The 24,158-nt window shown below is 69.9% G+C and carries 18 protein-coding genes and 1 pseudogene; 2 read left to right on the forward strand and 17 right to left on the reverse strand.

The genetic code is table 11. The features are described from left to right. Positions 1-142: 142 nt before the first annotated feature. The 10 genes and pseudogenes from VAB18032_RS09415 to VAB18032_RS09460 all read right to left on the reverse strand — a co-directional run bounded on the left by VAB18032_RS09415 (position 143) and on the right by VAB18032_RS09460 (position 13,670). Entirely contained in the window at positions 143-1,417 is a 1,275-nt protein-coding gene (locus VAB18032_RS09415) for a glycosyltransferase family 4 protein (protein ID WP_013732571.1), read from the reverse strand. Positions 1,418-1,493: 76 nt separating this feature from the next. Further along, positions 1,494-2,252 carry an FkbM family methyltransferase gene (locus tag VAB18032_RS09420; protein ID WP_158309491.1) on the reverse strand — a complete coding sequence of 253 codons (759 nt, stop codon included), beginning with the start codon at positions 2,250-2,252 and terminating at the stop codon, positions 1,494-1,496. Between the two features lie 165 nt (positions 2,253-2,417). Next, positions 2,418-3,527, reverse strand: a complete 1,110-nt coding sequence (locus tag VAB18032_RS09425) for a glycosyltransferase family 4 protein (protein ID WP_013732573.1) — start codon at positions 3,525-3,527, stop codon at positions 2,418-2,420. A 13-nt stretch (positions 3,528-3,540) separates the two neighbouring features. Further along, positions 3,541-4,800 (reverse strand): O-antigen ligase family protein, encoded by a 1,260-nt coding sequence (locus tag VAB18032_RS09430; protein ID WP_013732574.1) that lies wholly within the window; start codon positions 4,798-4,800, stop codon positions 3,541-3,543. Positions 4,801-4,997: 197 nt separating this feature from the next. After that, positions 4,998-6,332 carry a lipopolysaccharide biosynthesis protein gene (locus tag VAB18032_RS09435; RefSeq protein WP_013732575.1) on the reverse strand — a complete coding sequence of 445 codons (1,335 nt, stop codon included), beginning with the start codon at positions 6,330-6,332 and terminating at the stop codon, positions 4,998-5,000. A gap of 205 nt (positions 6,333-6,537) precedes the next feature. Next, on the reverse strand, positions 6,538-7,929 hold the full coding sequence (locus VAB18032_RS09440) for a UDP-glucose dehydrogenase family protein (protein WP_043723607.1): 1,392 nt from the start codon (positions 7,927-7,929) through the stop codon (positions 6,538-6,540). Positions 7,930-8,293: 364 nt separating this feature from the next. Continuing rightward, positions 8,294-9,442, reverse strand: coding sequence for a DegT/DnrJ/EryC1/StrS family aminotransferase (locus VAB18032_RS09445; RefSeq protein ID WP_043720208.1), 1,149 nt, complete (start codon positions 9,440-9,442; stop codon positions 8,294-8,296). Continuing rightward, positions 9,439-10,155 (reverse strand): sugar transferase, encoded by a 717-nt coding sequence (locus VAB18032_RS09450; RefSeq protein ID WP_269764245.1) that lies wholly within the window; start codon positions 10,153-10,155, stop codon positions 9,439-9,441. The genes VAB18032_RS09445 and VAB18032_RS09450 overlap by 4 nt, the downstream gene beginning before the upstream one ends. Before the next feature lie 359 nt (positions 10,156-10,514). Beyond that, on the reverse strand, positions 10,515-11,000 hold the full coding sequence (locus VAB18032_RS09455) for a hypothetical protein (RefSeq protein ID WP_013732579.1): 486 nt from the start codon (positions 10,998-11,000) through the stop codon (positions 10,515-10,517). 206 nt (positions 11,001-11,206) lie between these two features. Beyond that, a pseudogene (locus tag VAB18032_RS09460) lies at positions 11,207-13,670 on the reverse strand (Tex family protein). Between VAB18032_RS09460 and VAB18032_RS09465 the strand changes: the two are divergent. After that, the gene (locus VAB18032_RS09465; protein WP_043723613.1) at positions 13,669-15,180 is read left to right on the forward strand and encodes a deoxyguanosinetriphosphate triphosphohydrolase family protein; all 1,512 of its coding nucleotides are present in this window, start codon (positions 13,669-13,671) and stop codon (positions 15,178-15,180) included. The pseudogene VAB18032_RS09460 and the gene VAB18032_RS09465 sit on opposite strands and share 2 nt — an antisense overlap. 10 nt (positions 15,181-15,190) lie before the next feature. Here the strand turns inward: VAB18032_RS09465 and VAB18032_RS09470 are convergent, their stop codons facing one another. The 7 genes from VAB18032_RS09470 to VAB18032_RS09500 form a co-directional block, all read right to left on the reverse strand. After that, positions 15,191-15,874 (reverse strand): NeuD/PglB/VioB family sugar acetyltransferase, encoded by a 684-nt coding sequence (locus tag VAB18032_RS09470; RefSeq protein WP_013732582.1) that lies wholly within the window; start codon positions 15,872-15,874, stop codon positions 15,191-15,193. A gap of 145 nt (positions 15,875-16,019) precedes the next feature. Next, complete coding sequence (locus tag VAB18032_RS09475; protein ID WP_013732583.1) at positions 16,020-17,159, reverse strand: MBL fold metallo-hydrolase; 1,140 nt, start codon at positions 17,157-17,159, stop codon at positions 16,020-16,022. Positions 17,160-17,210: 51 nt separating this feature from the next. After that, positions 17,211-18,275, reverse strand: coding sequence for a serine hydrolase (locus VAB18032_RS09480; RefSeq protein WP_148272228.1), 1,065 nt, complete (start codon positions 18,273-18,275; stop codon positions 17,211-17,213). Between the two features lie 81 nt (positions 18,276-18,356). Next, positions 18,357-19,541, reverse strand: coding sequence for a zinc-dependent alcohol dehydrogenase (locus VAB18032_RS09485; protein WP_013732585.1), 1,185 nt, complete (start codon positions 19,539-19,541; stop codon positions 18,357-18,359). Positions 19,542-19,702: 161 nt separating this feature from the next. Beyond that, a complete protein-coding gene (locus tag VAB18032_RS09490; RefSeq protein WP_013732586.1) occupies positions 19,703-20,461 on the reverse strand; it encodes a succinate dehydrogenase/fumarate reductase iron-sulfur subunit in 759 nt (252 codons plus the stop codon). Beyond that, positions 20,458-22,395, reverse strand: a complete 1,938-nt coding sequence (locus VAB18032_RS09495; RefSeq protein WP_013732587.1) for a fumarate reductase/succinate dehydrogenase flavoprotein subunit — start codon at positions 22,393-22,395, stop codon at positions 20,458-20,460. Before VAB18032_RS09495 ends, VAB18032_RS09490 begins: the two co-directional genes overlap by 4 nt. A 2-nt stretch (positions 22,396-22,397) precedes the next feature. Continuing rightward, entirely contained in the window at positions 22,398-23,090 is a 693-nt protein-coding gene (locus VAB18032_RS09500; protein ID WP_269764246.1) for a succinate dehydrogenase cytochrome b subunit, read from the reverse strand. A 71-nt stretch (positions 23,091-23,161) separates the two neighbouring features. Between VAB18032_RS09500 and VAB18032_RS09505 the strand changes: the two genes are divergently transcribed. Further along, positions 23,162-24,100: a LysR family transcriptional regulator gene (locus tag VAB18032_RS09505; protein ID WP_043720212.1), complete on the forward strand. Its 939-nt coding sequence runs from the start codon at positions 23,162-23,164 to the stop codon at positions 24,098-24,100. The last annotated feature ends 58 nt before the right edge of the window (positions 24,101-24,158 follow it).

Raw genomic sequence — 24,158 nt, forward strand, 5'->3', positions numbered from 1 at the left:
GACCGACGGTGAGCTGTCGCGGCTCGGCTGGGGTGGCGTCGGGGTGATCATGCCGGATGACGAAGGCGCCCCCGCGCAGGTCGGGGGAGGATCGGCTCGATCCGCTACTGGGGCTGCGAGCCGGCGTTGCTGCCGTGGCGCATCAGGCGGGCAAGCCCCCGGAGGCCCCGACAAGTGAGCTCTGGTCCGCACCGACCACCTGACACAGGACGTCCTCCAGCCTCTGGAAGAGCAGGTCTCGGTCGAATTCCTCGCGAGCCAGACGCAGGGCGGCAGCTCGCGCGGCCGCTGTTCGGGCGGGTTCCGCGAGGAAGCTCGCGGCCAGCGCCGCCCCCGTGGTCGGGTCACCGGGCGGTAGGATCACCCCCGCACCACTGGCACGTACCCGATCGGCCAGCCAGCCCTCCTGATTGAGCGCGACCGGACAGCCTGCCGCCCAGGCATCGAAGACCTTGTTGGCCGAGTTCGCGTGCAGCGTCGGATCGTCGATGACCGTCGAGATGGCAAGGTCGGCAGCACCGAACAATCCGACCACCTCGGACTTTGGAACCTGGTCCAGCATGAACAGGTTGCGGTCCAGCACTCCCAACTCGGCTGCGAGCCGCCGTACGTGCTCCTGCTGGCCACCTCGACCGACGACCACGAACCGGATCTCCGGATGCCGGCCGGACATCGCGGCGGCCATCCGAACCAGATAGCCCAGATCGTTGACCAGTCCCAGCGTTCCGGCATAGAGGATCAGCGGTCGGTCGCCGAGCCACGGGGTGCTGGCGCGGAAGGTTCGTCCGGCGCGCTCCGCGTCGGCGAACAGCTCCCGGTCGCAACCGTTCGGCACCACTGTGACGGGCCGGTCAGGGTGTCGGGTGCTGATGCTGTCGGCCATGCCGGGGGAGAGCGCGATGACGTGCCGTGCGTTCCGGTACGCCCAGCTCTCCAACAGCCAAGCGGCTCTCCGCGTCAACGGAGACCGGAGGGCACCGAGAGCGATCGGTATCTCCGGCCAGAGGTCTCGGATCTCCAGGACCATCGGAACCCGCTTCCGCCGGGCCGAATAGACCGCCGGCAGCGCGATGCTCAGCGGTGTACTGGTCGCCAGCACCACGTCCTGGTCGAGCACGCTGGCGCGCCGCGCGGCGAGCCAGGCGAACCGGCCGAACGCCCGCAACCGGTCGCGGTAACGCATCGAGTTGTCGTACGGCACCCGTGCCCAGTGCACGACGGCGCCGCCCTCGACCGACGTGCGCCAGGTCGGCCCGGGGCGGTTGCCGGTCGGTCCAGCGTCGCTGAGGCCGGTGTCCGAGGTGATCACGTGCACCTGATGCCCGCGCTCCACCATCCGCCGGGCGAACTCGTACGACCTGGTTCCACCGGCCATGGTAGGTGTTCGGAAGTACTGATGCAGATAGACGATCTTCATGTTCGAGCTTCCCTGTCGCCGCAGACTTGGGTATGAGAACCATGGGAACAACGTGACCGAGTGGCCGCTTCGCTGCTCACCGCGAGCGGAGCACGACGTCTTTGCCCAGCTCGCCCCAACCCGTTTCCCGGGCCCGGGCCAACGCGGTACGCAACTGTCGGACGTCGACCCGCGACTCCTCTCCCCGCAGCAGCAGGTGAACGTCGAAGGTGTCGCAGAGATAACCGATGAGTTCCTCGTCGGCGTGCTGCACCTCGCAGATGCCGACCGCACGACGGCCGTCGAGCAGCCCGGACATGCCGGTCAGCACCGCCAGTTCGTGTCCCTCGACGTCGACTTTGAACAGCAGCGTGTCGTCATCGGCGAGCGATACCCGCTCGTCGATGCGGAAGCACTCCACCTCGAACCCCGCGCCCGCTGCGTCGCTGCGCTGCCCGCCGGCCCGGTGGTTGCTCTCGATCCCCAGGCGTGCATCAGTCAGTGATGCAGTACCGGAGTAGGCAGCATCAAAGCTCAGTCGTGCCCGGCCGGCCGCCGCGCTGGCCGCCCCGGTGTGCAGGACGACAGCCGGGAAGTCGCCGTCGACACCCTGGACCGTCTCCTTCAGCCAGCGGAGCACGGCGGGGTTCGGCTCCACCAGGTGCAACTCCCGCAACCCTGGGTAGCGAGTGCTGAAGGCCACCTCTCCGTAGTTGGCGCCGACGTCGATGGCCACGGACGGGCGCTCCTCGGCCACCAGCCGGCGCCACGTGGCCACTGTCCTCCGGTCAAGGATGCCGCGCTTCATCGCCAGCAACGTCCCGCGGTCATCGGCCGGATCGGCGTGCAGCACCACGCCGACGCCGTTGCGTATCGCGCCAGATCGAGCGCGCAGGGCGGCCCGGTGAGCCGCGATGTGTGCCCGCCGCACGCCCGACTGGTAGTAGGCATGCCGAAGCACCGAGCGCAGTCTGCTCATCTTGCTGTCCAATCGAATGTCACTCATCGTTCTTGCCGAGCGCTAGTGGTTGATGATCGAGTTGCGGCCGGATGGACCCACGTCCGACGGTTCCGCCGCGTCGGGGATCACTGCGGCGTACGCCTGAGCGATCCGCTGTGCCACTGCGGACGGGGTTGCCTCAGTCAGAGCCCATTCGCGCGCACGCCGCGTTGACTGCTCGGCGAGCGGACTATCGAGGTAACGACGCAGCGCTCGCGCTGAGCCGCCCGCATCGTCGGCGTCGGCCAGCACCAGGCCGAGTCCGAGCCGGCGGATCTCGTCCGCCAGGTCGCACTCGGCGCTTATCGCCACTGGCACCGACAGGCCCATCGCCTCGACAATCGACCGGCCGTAAGCCTCCCACCGGCTCAGGTGCACGTAGCAGGACGACCCGATCAGCGCAGCGGCCTTCTCCGGACCGGCGGCGACGCCCATGAGGCGGACGTTCGTCGGCACAGGACCGTCCCGATGGAGTCGTTCCAGTCCGTCGCCGTACATCAGCACCTCGGCCTCGGGAAGCTCTGCGGCGAGCCGCATCAGTCTGTCCAGACCCTTGTGCTCGACGTCGGGTCGGCCGAGATAGATCAGGGATGGTCGTCGGTGCGGTGGATGCTGCCCGGCTACCGGCGCTGCGACGAGGGGCGCGATTCCGTTGCCTACCGTCCGCACGATCGCGTCGGGGTAGAGCGCCCGGATGTCCCTGCCCTCCCTGTCAGTGAGGGCCAGGAACAGTTGGGTGTGCCGCATACGAAGTAGTTCCACGGACCGGGTATACGACCGTTTGAGCAGGTTGCGCCGGGCGATCGCACGCGGCGCGTATCCGCCACGGGGCGATGCCACGACCGGCACGCCGAGACGTCGCGCGGCCAGCGTGGCGATCGTCAGCGTGGGCCGCAACACCGAGTGCAGGTGTAGTACGTCTGGCCGGAGCCGGGCGAGCACGGCCGGCACGCTGTGCGGACTGACCAGCACCACTCGGACGCCGGGCGGTGCGGTCGCGCGGGGATCGAAGGTGAGAACGGTGACCTGGGAGTCGGGGTACATGGCGGCCTGTGCTGCCGAAAGTTGCCAGACCGACTGATTCACCCCGCTGACCAGCCGGGAGTCGGCAAAGGCGTGTACGACGTGCATCTCTCACTTCCCTTCATCGCAACGGGGGCAAGTCCCGCCTGGCCCGATGGCCAGTTGCCGATGGCGCAGGCCGGGCCCGGTGCGCCGCAGCGGCGGTGTCACGGGCATGCCTGCTCGTGAGACCGGTCAACGCGACGGCGAGGAGAACCCAGCCGATCCGGCTGTCGTAGTAGTCGCCGCTGAAGTTGCTGGCCGTCAGGATGAACAGGGCGCCGAACACCAGTCCGGCCTGCGGGGCGGTGGCGTGGGAGAGGTTGCGCGCCGCGGACACCAGGATCGCTAGCAGGGCTGCCGCGAGTACGCACAGACCGACGGTGCCGGTGTCCGCCGCCACCGAGGCGAAGTAGTTGTGGGCGTACGCGCCGGACTGGCCGGGCGCGTAGGTCGCGGCGAACGAGTCGATACCGCCCCCGGCGATCGGATGCTGGTTGAAGATGTCCAGCGCCTGCCGCAACAGCTCGGGCCGGCTCGCGTACTGGTTCTCGGTGAGGCTCTCGATGGAATAGCGCCGGTAGATCCAGCCAAGCCGACCATCGGTATCCGTGTTGGTGAGAAAGCGTAGTCCGACCAGAGCCAGCAGTGCCCCACCGATGACATAACGTGGCCTGATCCGCCGGGCGTACCAGAGCAACGCGACCAGCGCGATCAGCAGCGCCGAGATCAGCCCGCCACGCGATCCGGAGAGGAGTGCGGCGTAGCCCAGCAGGGGCACGGGAGCGAGATACCAGAGTCGCTTACGGTGCACCGCCAGCACGATGGCGGCCAGCAGGCCCAGCACCATGAAGCGCACGAACACGTTCGGGCCACCGCCGAGCGCGGCGAGCCGCCCGCGGTCACTGAAGCTGGCCGTCGCCAAGCCGACCAGTGCGAAGAAGATGCCGGTGGCGTAGAGCATCACGACGAACTGGAGCGCCGCCTGACGGGGGTCCCACCGAGTCGCCACTATCGCTATACCGACCATCGTGAGAACGACCAGCAGGTCGAAGATCGAGCGCCAGACCCGGGCCTGCGGGTCGGCCCACATTCCGGCGAGAATCAGGACGCCGAGGTGCAGCACCACCAGCTTCATCGCGGTGGGCCAGCCTTCACTGAGCTCTCGCCGGGTTGCCCAGGGCCAGAGCAGGAACCAGGTGAGTAGCAGCCCGAGCAACGGGAGCCGGATCTCCAGGTCGCCAGCCTCGGAAATCCCCCAACGCGACATGGTGAGCCGGCCGGCGATCATGGTGCCGAAGAGCAGGACGAGCAGCAGTGACCACGCGAGTCGGGCGAGCATGGCGTGTTGCCTCGTGGGTGGACTGTCATAGGAGCCCTGTGGCGGCGGGTTGAAACCCGATCGGTCCCAACTGGCTCCTCGCGGGGCCGAGTTCGGCCGCGGCCGGCCCCCGGCCGGCCCGTTTCCGGCCAGCCTGGCCGTGATGACCGGCGGCCCAGCCGGAACGGCTCGCGGAGTGACCCTGTGCGTGTCGCGTTTCATGAGCTCACCGATGTTTTGTCTCGAACGGCGGCACTATCAGGGCCGCCCTTGGGGGAGTCGATGTGGTTGGCCCGCGCCTCGATCTGGCGAACAACCACCCGCACGCACCAGACACTCACAACAGCCACCAGGCAGTACGCGACGAGCGTGGCGATGGTGGCACCGGTCGCGCCGTGCCCGGGGATCAGGAGCAGACAGCCGACCACGCTCGCCACGAGGCCGAAGAGGTCCATCATGGTGTTCAGATGCGGCATGTGCGCGGCGACGCAGATGGTCGCGCCGACCCGGCTGAAGGAGTAGATGCCGGCGGCGAGGCCCAGTGGGAGAGCCAGGTTAACGGCGCCCGCGTACTCGGCACCGAAGAGCGGTACGAGCACGATGCCGACCACGACGCCGACCGCCGATCCGCCGCCGACGCCGTAGGCGAGTCCGATCAGCAGGATGCGGCGGTGCCGCAGGCGGCCGGTACGAATCTGGTCGGCCAGGTCTGGGGCCATTGCTCGAAGCAGATAGCGCATCGGTAGGTCGATGAGTTCGGTCAGAGTGGCGACCACGACGTAGATGCCCAACTCTGCCAGCGAGGCCAGCCAGGGGATGAGGAATCGCTCGGCCCGCAGCAGGAGCAGGTTGGTGATCGTCGCGGGAATCAGTCGGAGCCCGAGGGCCCGTGCCCGGCTCAGGTCAGGGCCGGGTTGTTCCTGCGGCCGTCCGGCTCGGCGTCCGAACACGACCACGGCGAGCGGCAACACGCCGGTAGCGCCGAAGAGGCATAGCCAGAGGCCGGGTGACTGTACTTCGAGCAGAGCCAACAGCCCGCCGACGGGAAGCAGCGCGAGTTGCCAGACCACGACCACGGCGAGTTGCCGGCGGGCGCTGCTCGCCGCAGCGCTGGCGGCGGTCAGCACCCGGAGCAGCACCAGCCCCGTCACGTAAAGCATGAATCCCAGGCAGAGGAGCCAGGCGTTGCCGGTCGCGCCGTTCTTGATCACGATGGCGCTGGCGACCGCCGTGACCACCAGCAGGGTGGACCACCGAACGAGCCGCCACACTTCCCTGCCGGCCTGCTGTACGCCGGGCCGGGCGGTCAATGCCGCGGGATACGCCTGTTCGGCACCGAGCACGCAGAACACGCAGGCGACCTGCGCCAGCAGGACGTACAGTGCCAGCTCGCCGCGGCCGGTCGGGCCGAGCACCCGGGCGGACAGCAGACTGATGGCGAAGCTGACGACCGCGATCACGATCTGCGATCCGATCAGCCCGCCGGCAGTGCGCACGACCCGGTCGTCGCGTATCTGGCGCACCGCGGTGGCCAACCTGGACAGCTGTGTCACCGCGTTGGCACTCCTTCTACGACCGACTTGCTCGGCGAATCGGGCGGTAGGTGTTCCGTTGAATGAACTATTTGGCAACGGGGTCGGATACGGCGCGGTAGCGCTTCTTCCCCGGATTAGCGTTTCCGCCCGCCATCGCACGACGATTCACGTTTTGTCTGCGGGCGATCAGCCGCGCGAACGACCGGTGGGTCGAGGGCCGGCGTCAGGAGCGGCCCATGCCACGGTATTGCCACCCTGCCTTCATCCAACGGGCCGAGTCGAGGCAGTTGCGGCCGTCGACCACACGTCGGCTTGCGACGAGGGTGCCGAGGACGTAGGGGTCGCTCTCGCGGAATTCGGCCCACTCGGTGAGCACGCAGACGAGGTCGGCGCTGCGGACCGCGTCGTTCAAGGTGGGTGCGTAGGTCAGCTTCGGCTGTACTACCCGGGCATTCTCCATGCCCTGCGGGTCATAGACCCGTACGTCCGACCCGGACTTGGCCAGCAGTGCCGCTACCGCCAGTGCCGGGGCGTCGCGTACGTCGTCGGAGTTGGGTTTGAAGGTCGCGCCGAGTACGGCGATCCGCGTGCCGGACAGATCCGGGCCAGCCGGCCCGGATCTGCCGAGTAGTTCAGCGGCGAGCCGCATAACCCGGGGGCGGCACCGCAGATTGATCAGATCGACCTCATGGAGGAAGCGCAATGCATCACCGACACCGAGTTCCTGGGCCCGGGCCTGGAAGGCTCGAATGTCCTTGGGTAGACATCCTCCGCCGAAGCCGACCCCGGCCTGGAGGAAGCGATTACCGATGCGGGGGTCGTAGCCGATGGCCTGAGCCAGCTGGACCACGTCTCCGCCGGCGACCTCGCAGACCTCGGCCATCGCGTTGATGAAGGAGATCTTGGTGGCCAGAAAGGCGTTCGCCGCGACCTTGACCAGCTCCGCGGTGGCGAAGTCGGTGACCATCAGCGGCACCGTACGGCCCTCGGCGGCGGCGAGGTCGAGCACGCCCTTGTGCGTGGCGTGGAGCATGTCCTTCGCCCACTCTGTCTTGACGCCGATCACGATCCGGTTGGGTCGCAGCACGTCGTCGACCGCGAAGCCCTCCTGGAGGAACTCGGGGCTCCAGGCCACCTCGATGCCGAGATCGGCCGGCGCGTTCTTGGAGACCAGTTGCTCGACCCACTCGACGGTGCCCACCGGCACCGTCGACTTGCCTACGATCAGCGCCTTACGGGTCAGGTTCTGAGATAGTCCGGTGACCGCCGCTTCGACGTACGACAAGTCCGCGCCCATCCCGTCGGCCCGCTGAGGGGTGCCGACACAGATAAAGTGAACGTCCCCGAATTCGGCTATCTGCGCCAGGTTGGTCGAGAATTGAAGCCGACCGGCGGCGAGGTTGCGCCTGAGTAGATTCTCCAGGCCGGGCTCATGAAATGGTAGAGTGCCATTCGCCAGTCTTGCGATCTTGTCGACATCCACGTCGAATCCGATTACCCGGTAGCCCATCTCGGCGAAGCAGATTGCGTACGTCGCGCCGAGGTATCCGGTACCGAGAAAGGTTAGCCGAGGACGCTTAGCACCCGACAGCGGACTGGCTGCCGCGGACCCGATGTCCGACGCGGACGGGTGGACCTTGCCGCTTGCCCGGGCACCACTACCCGGGGAAGTGAAGCGGCGATGTGGGTCGCCTTGTCTGACGGGATTCACGGATCCTGCCCTGCACTAGAGTCTGAATGTAACAGCTGAATTTGTTCTATCAGAGGTCCAACCTCGCTCGTGGCGTTTCATAGGGTTGGCCGGAAGTAAGAAGCTTCACCTATTAGTGTTGTCACCGCATTCAGCGGCGTTTCTGGTCGGGTGGGCGCATTGTCGTGGCCGACCGTCGCCGCCTTGGTTGAGATGAACGTGCCGGTCGACTCGGACACCTGCATGAGGTTCTCCGCCCGAGCGTGGCCACCACAGCCTGCTCGCCGTATCAGGCGGACGACGCTCCGGCCCGCGAGGTCAGGAACTCGTCGATCGCGCCGAACACGGCGCCGACCTGCCGCTCGGCGAGGGCGCTGCCGCTGGGCAATGTGAGACCCTCGGCGAACAGGTCGTCCGATGCCCCGGTGAGCAGGCATTCCGAGCCGGCGTACGCGGGCTGTCGGTGCATCGGCTTCCAAACCGGGCGCGTCTCGATGTTTCGGTCTGCGAGGTGGGCCGCGAGCTCGGCGACCTTCCAGCCGGACAGCTCGGGCCGCACCCGGATGACGGTGAGCCAGCAGTTCGACGCCGGGTCGTTCGCCCCGAGCAGTTCGACGCCGGGTACCGGGGCGAAGAGCTTTGCATACCGGTCCCGCAGTTGGCGGCGGCGGCCGATCATCTCGTCGAGCCGTATCAGCTGGGCGCGACCCAAGGCGGCCAGCAGGTTACTGAGCCGGTAGTTGTACCCGGTCTCCCGGTGTTCGTAGTGCACCGTGGCCTCTCGTGCCTGGTTGGCCAGGTGCCGGGCCCGGGCCAGCAGCGGCAGATCGTCGGAGACGAGCATGCCTCCACCGGAGGTAGTCATGATCTTGTTTCCATTGAACGACAGGGCACCGACTCGACCGAACGAGCCGGCTGCCCGGCCGCGGTGCATTGCCCCAAGGGCCTCGGCGGCATCTTCCACCACCGGTACGCCTGACGCGGCACAGGCGGGCAGTAGCTCGCCGTAGTCCACGCAGCTACCGAACATGTCGACGGGCACCACCGCCCCGACCCGCTCTCCACGTGTCCGCAGCCGGTTCAGCAACTCGACGACCAGCGAGACATCAACGTTTCCGGTGTGCGGATCACAGTCGACGAAGACCGGCCGGGCGCCGGTGTATCGGACCGCGTTGGCGGTCGCCACGAAGGTCAGTGTGGGTACGAGGACGGCGTCGCCGGGAGAGACGCCGACAGCGAGCAGCGCAAGGTGCAGCGCGGCAGTCCCCGAACTGACCGCTACGGCGCTGCGGGTTCCGACCCGGGCGGCGACCTCGCTTTCGAAGGCGTCCAGATCCGGGCCGGCGGGCGCGACCCAACCGGACCGCAGTGCGGCGATGACGTACGACTCCTCCAGCGGCCCGATGTCGGGCGGCGACAGGTGCACTCTGTGCGTCATTGCCGTCTGCCCTGCTGGGCTGTCACGGTCCCGCTAGGGTTAGTCGACAGCGTGACCTCGGGCGCGTCCGTGGGTGCCGTACCGGCCGGTGTGCCGAGGAACTCCGGGGCGGTGGCCACGCCGGGCGCCGATATCCCGTCCCGGCGCAGCACGGTACGCACGGTCGCGCCAAGGATCGACAGGTCCATGAGGAGGCTGCGCCTGTCGACGTACTCCACATCGAGGTCGAACTTCTCCTCCCAGCTCAGGCCGTTGCGTCCGCGAACCTGGGCCAGCCCGGTGATGCCTGGCCGCACCTCGTGCCGACGGGCCTGGGTGGGTGAATATCGGGACAGGTATTCGGGCAGCAGTGGGCGGGGACCGACGAGGCTCATGTCCCCCCGCAGCACGTTCCATAGCGATGGCAGCTCATCCAGGCTGGTGGATCGCAGCCAGCGACCGAGCGGTGTGAGCCGGTTGGCGTCCCCGGTCAAGCCACGTCGGGGGTCGGGTGGGAGCATGCTCCGGAACTTGATCACCTCGAACAGCTCGCCGTGTCGGCCGACGCGGCGCTGGCGAAAGAGGACCGGGCGGCCGAGCCCACCGGCGACCAGCAGCGCGACAGCAGCGAACACCGGTGCGAGCAGCGCGAGCAGGGCGGCCGCGATCATGACGTCCAGCGCCCGCTTCCCCGCATCTGATCGGACCGACGGCGGAGCCTGTTCAGACGTCACCACACCTGCCACCGGCACGGCTTCTACCTCCGACAGTAGGTTGCACAGAACGGTTTAACCGACATAAAGCCCAAACAGGCTTATAAGGTGCAAAGGTACACAGTCGGCAGTGATCCCACCGGAACAACCGCAGAACTCGTGATGAGGACACGGGGGCGGCCATCTCCCAGAAGACCGGGCGGCCGACGAGGCTCCGGGCGGCGGGGCGTACGCCATCGTCTGGGAAGAGATGTCCGCCAAGGACCGGCGGACAGGTCGAGCTGTCCGCGACCTACCTTGTCCCGATCATGGTCAGCGCCATGATCGCAGGCATCGGCGTCCTGCTCGACCAGCCGATCCGCATGGTGGGGCGATGGTCGTCACGCTGGTGGTGGTGCAGCAACTGTGGTGGTATCTGGGCCGTCGTCGGTGAGCCGCCGGCTGAGCATCGTTCGCAGCGGCATCGATTCACCGTCCCGCCCACCCGCGCCCACAACGAGCGGCGGCGGGCTGGGCTGCGGGTCGGCTCCGAACAGTCGGGCGCGCAGGCTGCCCGGCACGGTCAGCAGGTGGAATCGGCCGTCGACGTCGATCGCCCGACTGCGCGCCCGGTCCACGTACCAGCCGCGCAACCGCGTCCGGTAGCGGCCTCGGCCGTCATACGAGCGCGCGGTCAGGCGCTCGGGCGGTATCCCGCGACGGCGGGCCTCGGTGACGAACCACGCGACCAGCTCCGCCGCCGCCACTTGCTCGCTCGCCCGCCGGCGCTCGTCGGCAGCCGCGTGGGCCGCCACCGCCCGCCGTCGCTGTTCACGCCAGTCCGGGCCGTTCTCTGCACGCACGACACCGACGGTACGCCCCGGCATTGCGGCGTCGCGGTGGACCGTCTCGTCGTTGCGAGGTCGTGGGGGGGTGATGAGGCACGCGCGTACGTCATCGATGCCCGCAATCGTGGCCCGGCCCGACGGTCGAGCGCCTCTGACCGGCTGACGTTCGGGTCCCGTCACCGACGGTGACGGGACCCTGTCGCGCGCGAGCCCCCGGCGACAGCCGCCGGTGGGTAGGTGGGCTCTCAGGCGAGCCCGGCCCGGCGCAACGCGTCCGCGATCGCGCTGTTGGCCGGAGCCGGGGTCGTGCCCCGACCCTGCCGCGGCTGGCCGCCGCGTCCGCCCTGGCCGCCCCGGACACCGGAGCTGCCCCGGTCGCCGCGCCCGGTGTCGCCGCGCCGACCGCCACGGTCGTCGCCGCGTTCCCGCCGGCCGTCCGCGCCGCCCCGACCGGCTGCGGAGTCCTCGTCCAGCCGCAGGGTCAGCGAGATGCGCTTGCGCGGCACGTCCACGTCCAGCACCTTGACCCGGACCACGTCGCCGGACTTCACCACCTCGTGCGGGTCCTTGACGAAGGTGCGCGACATCGCCGACACGTGCACCAGGCCGTCCTGGTGCACCCCGACGTCGACGAACGCGCCGAACGCGGCGACGTTGGTGACCACACCCTCCAGCACCATGCCGGGGGTCAGGTCGCTGATCTTCTCCACGCCCTCGGCGAAGGTCGCCGTCTTGAACTCCGGGCGTGGGTCGCGGCCCGGCTTCTCCAACTCGGCGAGGATGTCGGTGACCGTGGGCAGACCGAACGTGTCGTCGACGAAGTCGGTGGCGCGCAACCCGCGCAGGATGGCGCTGCGGCCGATGATGGAGCGCAGGTCCTGCCCGGTGGAGGAGAGGATCCGGCGCACCACCGGGTACGCCTCCGGGTGCACGCTCGAGGAGTCCAGCGGGTCGTCGCCGCCGGGGATGCGCAGGAAGCCGGCGCACTGCTCGAACGCCTTCGGGCCGAGGCGGGACACCTTCTTCAACTCGGCGCGGGTGCGGAAGGGGCCGTTGGCGTCCCGGTGCAGCACGATGTTCTCGGCCAGGCCCGCGCCGATGCCGGAGACCCGGGTGAGCAGGGGCGCGGATGCGGTGTTGACGTCCACCCCGACGGCGTTGACGCAGTCCTCCACGACGGCGTCCAGCGAGCGGGAGAGCTTCACCTCGGACAGGTCGTGCTGGTACTGCCCGACGCCGATGGACCGCGGGTCGATCTTGACCAGTTCGGCGAGGGGGTCCTGGAGACGGCGGGCGATGGAGACCGCGCCGCGCAGCGACACGTCCAGCCCGGGCAGTTCCTGCGCGGCGTACGCGGAGGCGGAGTAGACCGACGCGCCCGCCTCGGAGACCACCAGCTTGGTCAGCTTCAGCTCGGGGTGCCGCTTGATCAGGTCGGCGGCCAGCTTGTCGGTCTCCCGGCTGGCGGTGCCGTTGCCGATGGCGATCAGTTCGACGCCGTGCGCGGCGGCCAGGGTCGCCAGGGTGTGCAGGGAGGCGTCCCACTGCCGACGCGGCTCGTGCGGGTAGATGGTGTCGGTGGCGACCACCTTGCCGGTGGCGTCCACCACTGCCACCTTCACCCCGGTCCGCAGGCCCGGGTCCAGCCCCATGGTGGGTCGGGCGCCGGCCGGGGCGGCGAGCAGCAGGTCACGCAGGTTGGTGGCGAAGACCCGGACGGCCTCCTCCTCGGCCGCCTGCCACAGCCGCATCCGCAGGTCCGCGCCGAGGTGGATGAGGATGCGGGTACGCCAGGCCCAGCGCACCGTGTCGGTCAGCCACTTGTCGGCCGGCCGCCTCTGGTCGGTGACCCCGAACCGGCCGGCGATCGCGGCCTCGTACCGGGTCGGGCCGGTGACGACCGCGTCGGCGTCGCCGTCGGCCTCCGGGTCCATGGTCAGGTCGAGTACGCCCTCCTTCTCGCCCCGGAACATGGCCAGGATCCGGTGCGAGGGCAGCTTCGGGTACGGCTCGGCGAAGTCGAAGTAGTCGGCGAACTTCGCCCCGACGGTCTCCTGTCCCTCGCGTACCCGCGACACCAGCCGGCCCCGCGACCACATCTGCTCGCGCAGCGTGCCGATCAGGTCGGCGTCCTCGGCGAACCGCTCGATCAGGATGGCCCGGGCCCCGTCCAGCGCGGCGGCGGCGTCCGCCACGCCCTTGTCGGCGTCGACGAACCCGGCCGCCACCGTCTTCGGGTCCTGCGTGGGGTTGCCGAGCAGCGTGTCGGCCAGCGGCTCCAGCCCGGCCTCGCGGGCGATCTGGGCCCGGGTCCGCCGCTTGGGCTTGTACGGCAGGTAGATGTCCTCCAGCCGGGACTTCGAGTCGGCGGCCATGATTTGTGCTTCGAGGGCCTCGTCGAGCTTGCCCTGGCTGCGGATCGACTCCAGCACCGCGGCCCGCCGCTCGTCCAGCTCGCGCAGGTACCGCAGCCGCTCCTCCAGGGTGCGTAGCTGGGTGTCGTCGAGCAGCCCGGTGGCCTCCTTGCGGTACCGCGCGATGAACGGCACCGTGGCACCGCCGTCGAGCAGCTCAACGGCCGCGCGTACCTGGTGCTCGGCGACGCCGAGCTCGCCGGCGATGCGCTGATGAACAGAGAGGGTCACGATGTCGCTCCGCCTTCTGGTGTGGGTTCCGTCGTGCATTCTGCCGGGCTACCGTGGCGATCATGGAAGCACCTGTGGAGCCTCGGGCGCGGCGGCTGTTCGGTGGCAGCGCGCGTGCTCTCGGCGACCTTGCGACCAGCCCGTTCCGCACCGACCGGGACCGCATCGTGGGCTCGCCGTTCTTCGCCCGGCTCGGCGGGGTCACCCAGGTGGTGAGTCCCGGCGGGTCCGGGCTGCTGGTGCACAACCGGCTCACCCACAGCCTCAAGGTCGCCCAGGTGGCCCGGGCGATCGCCGAACGCCTCACCGCCGACGGCTGGCAGCGTGACCTGGCGGAGAAGTTGGGCGGCTGCGATCCGGACGTGGTGGAGGCCGCCGCGCTCGCCCACGACCTCGGCCACCCGCCCTTCGGGCACCTGGGGGAGCGAGTGCTGGACCGGCTGGCCCGGCACCGGCTCGGCCTGCCCGACGGGTTCGAGGGCAACGCCCAGTCGTACCGGATCGTCACCTCGACGGAGATCCGGGGCGCGGCCACCACCGGCCTGGACCTGACCGCGGCGGTGCGGGCCGCGATGCTGAAGTACCCGTGGACCCGGCTCGACCACCCCGATCCGCATCCGCGCCTGTTGGACCCGCCGCCGCGCGGGGCGAGCCCGCCGCCGGACGACCCGGACAGCGGCTCGGCCAAGTTCGGGGCGTACCGCACCGAGGTAGATGATCTGCGGCAGGCCCGGGCACCGTTCGTCGGGCGGATCGCCGACTGGCAGCAGACCGTTGAGGCGTCGGTGATGGACATCGCCGACGACATCGCGTACGCCATCCACGACGTGGAGGACTTCTACCGGGTCGGGGTGCTCCAGCAGGGCGCGGTGGCCGCCGAGCTGATGGCCTGGCAGCGCGAGGGCGGGCACCTGCGGGCCATCACCGACGCGGCGCTGGCCACCTCGGCACGCCGCCCCGGCGCGGCGATCGAGCGGCTGCGTCGCCAGCTGCACCGCAAGGACGGCTGGGTCGCCGACGACGACGCCTTCGCCTCGGCGGTCGAACACGTCCGCGAGGAACTTGTCGACGGGCTGCTCGCCATGCCCTTCGACGGTTCGATCGAGGCGGAACAGTACGTGGCCCGCTTCTCCGCCCGGTGGACCACCCGGCTGGTCGACGCGATCACCATCACCGAGAAGCCGTCGCTGCGCTCCGGGCACGTGCTGCTGGCCCCACCGCAGTGGCACGAGGTGCAGGTGCTCAAGTTCGTCCACCACCGGTTCGTGCTGGCCCGTCCGGACCTGGCGTTGCACCAGCGTGGTCAGGCCCGGCTGCTCGGCACCCTGGTCGAGGCGCTGCTGGAATGGCTGCTCGACCCGGAGGAGGAGTCCCGGCTGCCTCGCCGCCTGCACGACCTGGTCGAGTTGGCCGAGGCGGAGCTGCATCCGCGTACCCCGGACCGGATCGGCAAGGCCCGCGGCCGGGCCATCGTCGATTTCGTCGCGCAACTGACCGACGGGCAGGCGGTGGCGATGCTCGATTCCCTGTCCGGCCGCTCCGGCGCTCTCTGGACCGACGCGTTCGTGCTCTGAGCGGCGCGGCTCAACGGGCCGGCACGCCCTTGACCACGGTGTCCGGCGGCACGTCGCGTACCACGCAGGCCCCCGCGCCGACGATAGCGCCGGCACCGACGCGCAGCCTGGGCAGCACCACGGCACCCGCGCCGATCAGCGCGGCAGTGTCCAGACGACAGTCGCCGGAGACGGCCGCGAGCGGGTGCAGCGAGACATGGTCGCCGACCACGCAGTCGTGGGCGAGGGTGGCGTTCTGGTTGACGTGCAGGTGCCGTCCGGCGGTGACGTTCGTGGTGATCCGGGCACCGGCGAACACCACCAGCCCTTCGGCGCAGACCAGGTCGGTGCCGACGGTGGCGTCCGGGTGCACCAGGCTGGCCACCGGCAGGCCGAAGGAGTCGACGCGGGCGGCGACCGTCCGGCGGACCCTCGGGTCGCCCAGGGCGAGCGTGACGTGGGTCTGCGGGGGCAACTGCCCGAGTACGGCGAGGGTGCCGAGGTACGGCAGACCGGTCGCCTCCGCCCGTTTACGGTTCACGTCCGACGGGGCGTCGTCAACGAAACCAACCGGCTGCCAGACCACGCGGCCGGCCGCCTCGTTGGCCGCCGCCACCAGTTGGGCGATCTCCCGACCGTGGCCGCCGCAACCGACGATGACGAGGTCGAGACTCGCCTGCGGGAGGGTGGTCTCCTGGTGGCGGCGAACCTGCATGCGTCTCCTCCGACCACTGACAACTGACCGATGACCACTGACCGCTGACCGATCCGCGAGCAGATTAGCCAGTTTGTCGCAGTAGGCGCAGTCATCCGCCGGCCCCGGCGAGTCATCGGTGTCCGCGACCCGTCCGGCCGACGTCTCAGGCGATCGCCTGCCACCAGCCGTCGACCGAGGGCGGATCGTCGACCGTCACCCGCTCACCCGGGCGCGGCACGGCCAGCCGGACGTCGCGCGCCTTGGCCTCGGCCCAGAGCCGGTCCACCGGCTCCGACCAGTCGTGCAGCGCCAGGTTGAAGGTCGCCCAGTGCACCGGTACGAGCAGTCCACCGCGCAGGTCGACGTGGGCGGCGACCGCCTCCTCCGGGAACATGTGGATGCTCGCCCAGGCGTGGTCGTACGCGCCGATCTGGATGAGCGTCACGTCGAACGGGCCGTACGCCGCGCCGATCTCGGCGTAGCCGGCGAAGTAGCCGGAGTCTCCGGTGTAGTAGACGCGGCGCTGCCGCCCGGCCACCACCCAGGAACTCCAGAGGGTGCCGTTGCGGCGCAGCCCGCGCCCCGAGAAGTGCTGTGCGGCGGCGCAGGTGATCTCCAGTTCGGCCACCCGGTGGGTCTGCGTCCAGTCCAGTTCGATGATCCGGTCGGCCGGCACGCCCCACCGGTCGAGGTGAGCGCCGACGCCCAGCGGCACCAGGAACGGCGCCGACTGCCGGGCCGTCAACTCCCGGACCGTGGCCATGTCGAGGTGGTCGTAGTGGTCGTGGGAGATCAGGATGGCGTCGAGGTGGGGCAGTTCGTCGAGGCGTACCGGCGGCTCGTGCAGCCGGCGCGGGCCGAGCGTGGCCGACGGTGAGCACCGCTCGCTCCACACCGGGTCGAGCAGCACCCGCCGTCCCTCGATCTCGACAAGCGTGGTGGCGTGGCCGTACCAGATGACGTTCAGTTCGCGGGCCGGGTCGACCGGCGTCGCCGCGACCGGGCGGACCAGCGGCACCGGAGCGCTCGGACGGCGTTTCTGCTTACCGAAGAGCAACTCTCGGAGCAGGTTGCGGTCCGGGGCCGGGGCGGTGATCGGGGTGCCCGGTCGGTTGTGGAAGACGCCGTCGCGGAACTGCGGCGACCGGGCCGCCCGGTCCGCCCGGGCCCCGGCGAGCCGACCACCGAGCGCGGCCGGGACGTCCCGGGCCGCCCAGGCCAGACCGGCCAACCCGGCCAGGGCCGCGAGCCCCGCCATCGAGCCGCTGATCCGTCGCCCGGTCACCTTCTTCGACGCACGCATGGTTCCCCCTCCGTCGCGGCCCGGAGTCCACGTTAACCGCCGTCGGCTCGGTCAGCCGCCGTTGCTGGGTCGGTGCGGGTGGGCGCGGTGTCGGGTCCCGCTGCCGCCGACCCGGTCGGTGGCGTCCAGGAACCACCGCCCCAGCCTGGCCCGGGCCGCCACGGCGGGGTGGGTGGCGCCGTAGTCGTCCGCGCCCGGCTGGCCGTCGGCGAAGAGCGCGTACGTCAGCACCGGCGCCCCGGCGGCGTCGAAGATGACACCTGCCTCGTGCCGGGCGTCGGCGAACCAGCCCGCCTTGGTGGCGATGCGGGCCCGCTGCGCCGAGGACATCTCGCGACGGATGCCGTCGGTGAACGCCACCGGTGCGCGCAGCAGCCGCAACACGACATCGGTCGAGGACGGTGTGAGCAGGGTGCCGCCGACCAGGGCCTGGAGCAGGTCGTGGGTTTCCCGGGGGGTGCTGGTGCCGAGGAAGAACCGGTTCGGGTTGGCCACCGGCTGCACCTGGGTGTTGGGGAAGCCCTTGGCCTGCAGGATCTGGTTGAGCTCGGCGGCCGGGCAGACCAGCCCGCAGAGCCGTACCGCGGTGTCGTCGGAGACGGTCAGCAGGTTGGCCAGCACGTGTCCCAGGGTCACCTGGCTGGGGTAGGCACCGTCGAGGCTGAAGATGCCATCGCCGCCGGGCACCACGATGGCGGCGCTCACCTCGACCCGCTGGTCGAGGGTGAGCAGACCCCGGTCGACCTTGTCCAGCACGGCGACCGCCACAGCGATCTTGTTGACGCTGTACGCCTCGATCCGGCGGTCCGCCGACTCGGCCACCGCGACCAGCGGGTCACCGCCGGTCGGGCTGGTGAGGCTGACGTACGCCTGCCAGTTCCCACCGGCCCGGCCGGTCTCCCGCCGGTACGCGGCAGCGACGCGCGCCACGGCACTCCTGCGCTCGGCGCTCGGGCCCGGCTGCGCGGCGGTCGTCCCAGCCTGGCCCGGCTCTGCGGAGGTCGTCGCGGCCGGGCCAGGCTCAGCGGCGGCCGGCACGCTGGGGCCGAACACGGTGCCGGCCGTGGCCACGGTGCCCAGGCCGAGCGCGGTCCTGCGGTTCACTCGGATGGTCAATCGTCTCTCCCGTCGGTGCCCGATCGTGTCCTCGGGACACCTTAGGCCGACGCATCGACGCGTGTGTGCCCGTCGATGCGCTCACGGGGCGAGCACGACCTTGACGCAGCCGTCCTCCTTGCGCTGGAACATCTCGTACGCCTGCGGGGCCTGCGCCAGCGGCATCCGGTGGGTACGCAGGTCCGTCACGCCGAGCGGGTCGCTGTCGTCGGCGAGCAGCGGGATGATCTCGTCGGTCCAGCGGCGGACGTGACACTGGCCCATCCGCATCTGGATGCCCCGGTCGAACATCTCCATCAGCGGCAGCGGATCGACCTCGCCGCCGTACACGCCGGAGATGGAGACGGTGCCGCCGCGCCGTACGGCCTTCAACGCGGCCTTGAGCACGACGAGCCGGTCCACCCCGGCCTTGTCGATCATCTGCCCGGCCAGCTTGTCGGGGAGCAGCCCGGCGGCGGTCTGAGCGATCTTGCCCAGTGGCGCGCCGTGCGCCTCCATGCCGACCGCGTCGATCACCGCGTCCGGTCCACGCCCGTCCACCAGGTCGATCAACGTGCCGGGCACGTCGTCGATCTGGCTGACGTCGAGGACCTCGACGCCGTGCCGGCGAGCCATCTCCAGCCGCTCCGGCACCACGTCGAGGCCGATCACCCGTTCCGCGCCGAGGTGCCGACCGACCCGGGCGCAGAACTGACCCACCGGGCCGAGGCCGAAGACGGCCAGGGTGCCGCCGCGCGGGGTGTCGGCGTACTTCACCGCCTGCCAGGCCGTCGGCAGGATGTCGGAGAGGTAGAGCCACTGCTCGTCCGGACCGGTCTCCGGTACCTTGATCGGCCCGAACTCGGCGTGCGGCACCCGCAGGTACTCGGCCTGACCGCCGGGCACCGAGCCGTACAGGGAGGTGTAGCCGAACAGGGCCGCGCCCTTGCCCTCGGAGGTGACCTGGGTGGTCTCGCACTGCGCGTACAACTGGCGGGAGCACATCCAGCAGGAGCCGCAGGCGATGTTGAACGGCACCACCACCCGGTCGCCGGGCTTGAGCCGGGTCACCCCCGCGCCGACCTCCTCGACGATCCCCATCGGCTCGTGCCCGAGCACGTCGCCCGGCTTGAGGTACGGCCCGAGAACCTCGTACAGATGCAGGTCCGACCCGCAGATCGCGGTGGAGGTGATCCGTACGATCGCGTCGGTCGGCTCCTCGATCCGCGGGTCCGGCACCTCTTCGACCCGTACGTCCCGCTTGCCCTGCCACGTCAACGCCCGCATACCCGCCTCCTAGTCGTCGATGTAGCTGGCCTGCTACCCGACAAGGCGCCCTTCAACCAACCCCTCTGTGCACGTTGATCAAGAGGTTTGCGTCAGGATTCCGGCGATCGCCGACGCAAACCTCTTGATCAACATCGAAAGGGTGGGGTGGGGGTGCGGAGTTAGGGGGTGTCGGGGCGTTTGGTGGTGGTGGCGGCGAGGTAGTCGCGGTTGAGGCGGCCGATGGTGGTCAGCGGGATGCCCTTGGGGCAGACGGCGGTGCACTCGCCGGCGTTGGTGCAGCCACCGAAGCCGGCCTCGTCGTGGGCGTCGAGCATGCCGATGACCCGGGTGTACCGCTCCGGCTGGCCCTGGGGCAGCAGGCCCAGCTGGGTGACCTTGGCGGCGGTGAACAGCATGCCGGAGCCGTTCGGGCAGGCCGCCACGCAGGCGCCGCAGCCGATGCAGGCGGCGGACTCGAAGGCGGCGTCGGCGTTGGCCTTGGCCACCGGCACCGAGTGCGCCTCCGGCGCGCTGCCGGTCGGCGCGGTGATGTACCCACCAGCCGCGATGATCTTGTCGAACGCGTTGCGGTTGACCACCAGGTCCTTGATGACCGGGAAGGCGCGGGCCCGCCACGGCTCGATGTCGATGGTGTCGCCGTCTTTGAACTGTCGCATGTGCAGCTGGCAGGCGGTGGTGCCGCGCTGCGGCCCGTGCGCGTTGCCGTTGATCATCAGACCGCACATGCCGCAGATGCCCTCACGGCAGTCGTGGTCGAAGGCGACCGGTTCCTCGCCGGCGAGGATGAGCCGCTCGTTGAGCACGTCGAGCATCTCCAGGAACGACATGTCCGGGGAGACGTCCTCGACCTGGTAGGTCACCATCCGACCCTTGTCCGCGGGGCCGGATTGGCGCCAGATGCGCAGGGTCAGGTTCACTTGTAGCTCCGCTGCGTGGGGTGGACGTATTCGAACTTCAGGTCTTCCTTGTGCAGCACCGAGGGCTCACCGGTGGCGGTGAACTCCCAGGCGGCGACGTAGGCGAAGTTGTCGTCGTCGCGCTGCGCCTCGCCGTCGGGGGTCTGGTGCTCGGCCCGGAAGTGGCCGCCGCAGGACTCCTCCCGGTGCAGGGCGTCGATGCACATCAGCTCGGCCAGCTCGAAGAAGTCGGCCACCCGGCCGGCCTTCTCCAACGACTGGTTGAGCCCGTCGGCGTCACCGACGATGCGGACCCGCTGCCAGAACTCCTCGCGCAGCGCGCGGATCTCGTCGATCGCCTTGCGCAGCCCGGCCTCGGACCGCTCCATGCCGCAGTGTTCCCACATGATCTGGCCGAGTTCCCGGTGGAACGAGTCCACCGTGCGGTCGCCGTTGACGGCGAGCAGCCGCTGCAGGCGATCCTCCACGTTGCGGCGGGCCTCGATCGCGGCCGGGTGGCTGCCGTCGATCTTCTCGAACGGGCCGGCGGCCAGGTAGTTGGCGATCGTGTTGGGCAGGACGAAGTAGCCGTCGGCCAACCCCTGCATCAGCGCCGAGGCGCCGAGCCGGTTCGCGCCGTGGTCGGAGAAGTTCGCCTCGCCGATCACGAACAGGCCGGGGATGGTGGACTGCAGGTCGTAGTCGACCCAGAGGCCACCCATCGTGTAGTGCACGGCCGGGTAGATCCGCATCGGGACCTCGTACGGGTCCTCGCCGGTGATCCGCTCGTACATCTCGAACAGGTTGCCGTACTTGGCCTCGATGGCCTTGCGGCCGAGCCGGTCGATGGCGTCGGCGAAGTCCAGGTAGACGCCGAGCTTGGTCGGGCCCACCCCTCGGCCCTCGTCGCAGACGTTCTTCGCGGCCCGGGAGGCGATGTCCCGGGGCACCAGGTTGCCAAAGGACGGGTAGATCCGCTCCAGGTAGTAGTCCCGCTCGTCCTCGGGGATGTCGCGGGGGGCCCGGTCGTCGCCCTTGGCCTTGGGCACCCACACCCGGCCGTCGTTGCGCAGCGACTCGCTCATCAGGGTCAGCTTCGACTGGTGGTCGCCGGAGACCGGGATGCAGGTCGGGTGGATCTGGGTGTAGCACGGGTTGGCGAAGTACGCGCCCTTGCGGTGGGCCCGCCAGGTGGCGGTGACGTTGCAGCCCTTGGCGTTCGTCGACAGGTAGAACACGTTGCCGTAGCCGCCGGAGGCGAGCACCACCGCGTCGGCGAACTCGCTGGTGATCTCACCGGTGACCAGGTCCCGGACCACAATGCCCCGGGCCTTGCCGTCGACGACGATCAGCTCCAGCATCTCGTGCCGGGCGTTCATCTCCACGTTGCCCAGGCCGATCTGCCGCTCCAACGCCTGGTACGCCCCGAGCAGCAGCTGCTGGCCCGTCTGGCCCCGGGCGTAGAAGGTGCGCTGCACCTGGGCGCCACCGAACGAGCGGGTGTCGAGCAGGCCGCCGTACTCGCGGGCGAACGGCACACCCTGGGCGACGCACTGGTCGATGATGTTGACCGAGACCTCGGCCAGCCGGTGCACGTTGGACTCGCGGGAGCGGAAGTCGCCACCCTTGACGGTGTCGTAGAAGAGGCGGTGCACCGAGTCGCCGTCGTTGCGGTAGTTCTTGGCGGCGTTGATGCCGCCCTGCGCGGCGATCGAGTGTGCCCGGCGCGGGCTGTCCTGGTAGCAGTACGACTTGACCTGGTAGCCCTGCTCGGCCAGCGTGGCCGCGGCCGAGCCGCCGGCCAGGCCGGTGCCGACCACGATCACCGTCATCTTGCGTCGGTTGGCCGGGTTGACCAGCTTGGCCTCGAACCGGCGGCGTTCCCAGCGGCTCTCGATCGGGCCGTCGGGGGCCCGGGTGTCGGCGACCGGGTCGCCCTCGATGTACAGATCCATGGTCAGGACACCAATCCGGTGAGTACGGCGAACGGGACCACGAGGTAGCCGGCGACGAGCGCGGCGGAGAAGACCAGCGCCACCGCCTTGGCCCGCTGCTCGCCGCGCGGGGTCTGCTGGCCCAGGCTGCGCAGTGCGCTGAAGACACCGTGGCGCAGGTGGAAGCCGAGCGTGACCACCGCCAGGGTGTAGAAGAGCGTGACGTACCACCGTTGCGGCGCGAAGGTGGCGACGACGTTGGCGTACGGCCGGGACGGGTCGCCGACCGGGTTCAGGTGCCCGGTGGTCAGGTCGAGCAGGTGATAGATCACGAAGAACAGGATGATCACGCCGCCCCAGCGCATGGTGCGGGCGGCGTAGCTGCCCTGGACCTTCTTGCGGTGGGCGTAGCGCACCGGGCGGGCGGCACGGGCGCGCAGGGCCAGCACGGTGGCGGCCCAGATGTGCCCGACGGCCGCGACGACGAGGCCGATGCGCATGAACCAGAGGAACCAGACGCCCGGCAGCAGCGGCTTGCCGACCTCGCGCAGCCAGTGCGCGTACCCGTTGAACGAGGAGTCGCCCGAGAAGACCTTCAGGTTGCCCAGCATGTGTGCGATGAGGAAGAACACCAGGAAGATGCCCGTCACCGCCATGACGGCCTTGAGGCCGACGTTGGAGCGGATGGGCGACCGAGTTCGAGTCGTGACTACCACGTGCCCGACGCTAGGAGCACTTCGATCAGTCGTCCAATGCATCGACACCGCAGTCTGGATAGCCATAGGCTATCCAGATGCAGCTCCATCAGCTCAAGTACTTCATTGCAGTAGCCGAAGTACGACATTTCACCCAGGCGGCCGATGTCGTCGGGATAACCCAGCCGTCGCTGAGTAAGCAAATTCACGCCTTGGAGGACACCCTCGGCGCCCCGTTGTTCGAGCGGGTAAGGGGCAACATCACCCTGACCGCGGCCGGTGAGGTGCTGCTGCCCCTGGCCAAGCGGATCCTCGCCGACGTGGAGACCGCCACCCGCGAGGTGCAGGAACTGGTCGGTCTGCGGCGCGGGCGGGTCCGCCTCGGTGCCACCCCGAGCCTGGCCACCTCCCTCGCGCCGCCGGTGCTGCGCCGCTTCCGCGACGTCCACCCCACCGTCGACCTGCGGGTGGAGGAGGGCGGCTCACAGGACCTGGTCCGCCACCTGCTCCGCGGCGACCTCGACCTAGCCTTGATCATCATGCCGGCGCAGGGCATCGACCCGGGGCTGCGCGCCGATCCGATCCTGACCGAGAGCCTGGTGGTCGCCTCGGTCGATCCGCTGCCGACCGCGTACCCCGGAGCCGACCTGCAGATCACCGACCTGCGCGACCAGCCGTTGGTGATGTTCCGCGAGGGCTACGACCTGCGCGACGCCACCCTGCAGGCATGCCGGGCCGCCGGCTTCGAACCGACCCTGTCGGTCGACGGCGGCGAGATGGACGCGGTGCTCAGCTTCGTCGAGGCCGGCCTGGGCATCGCCCTGGTCCCCGGCATCGTGGTGGCCCGCCGGCCCGGCATCCGGGTCACCCGACTGGCCCCGCCCGGGGTACGCCGCACGATCGCGGTGGCCCGCCGCCGCGACGTGGTGCCCACCCACGCCGGCCGCGAACTGCGCCGCATCCTGCTCGACTACGTGCACACCGCCACCGCCGACGACGAGCTTCCGCCCGGGGTCGAGCCGCTGACCTGAGACCGCACGGCATCGAGCACGATCGAAGCAGCCAGGGGTCGTGGCGCGCGCATAGGCT

This window comes from Micromonospora maris AB-18-032 (assembly GCF_000204155.1).
GTDB lineage: Bacteria > Actinomycetota > Actinomycetes > Mycobacteriales > Micromonosporaceae > Micromonospora > Micromonospora gifhornensis.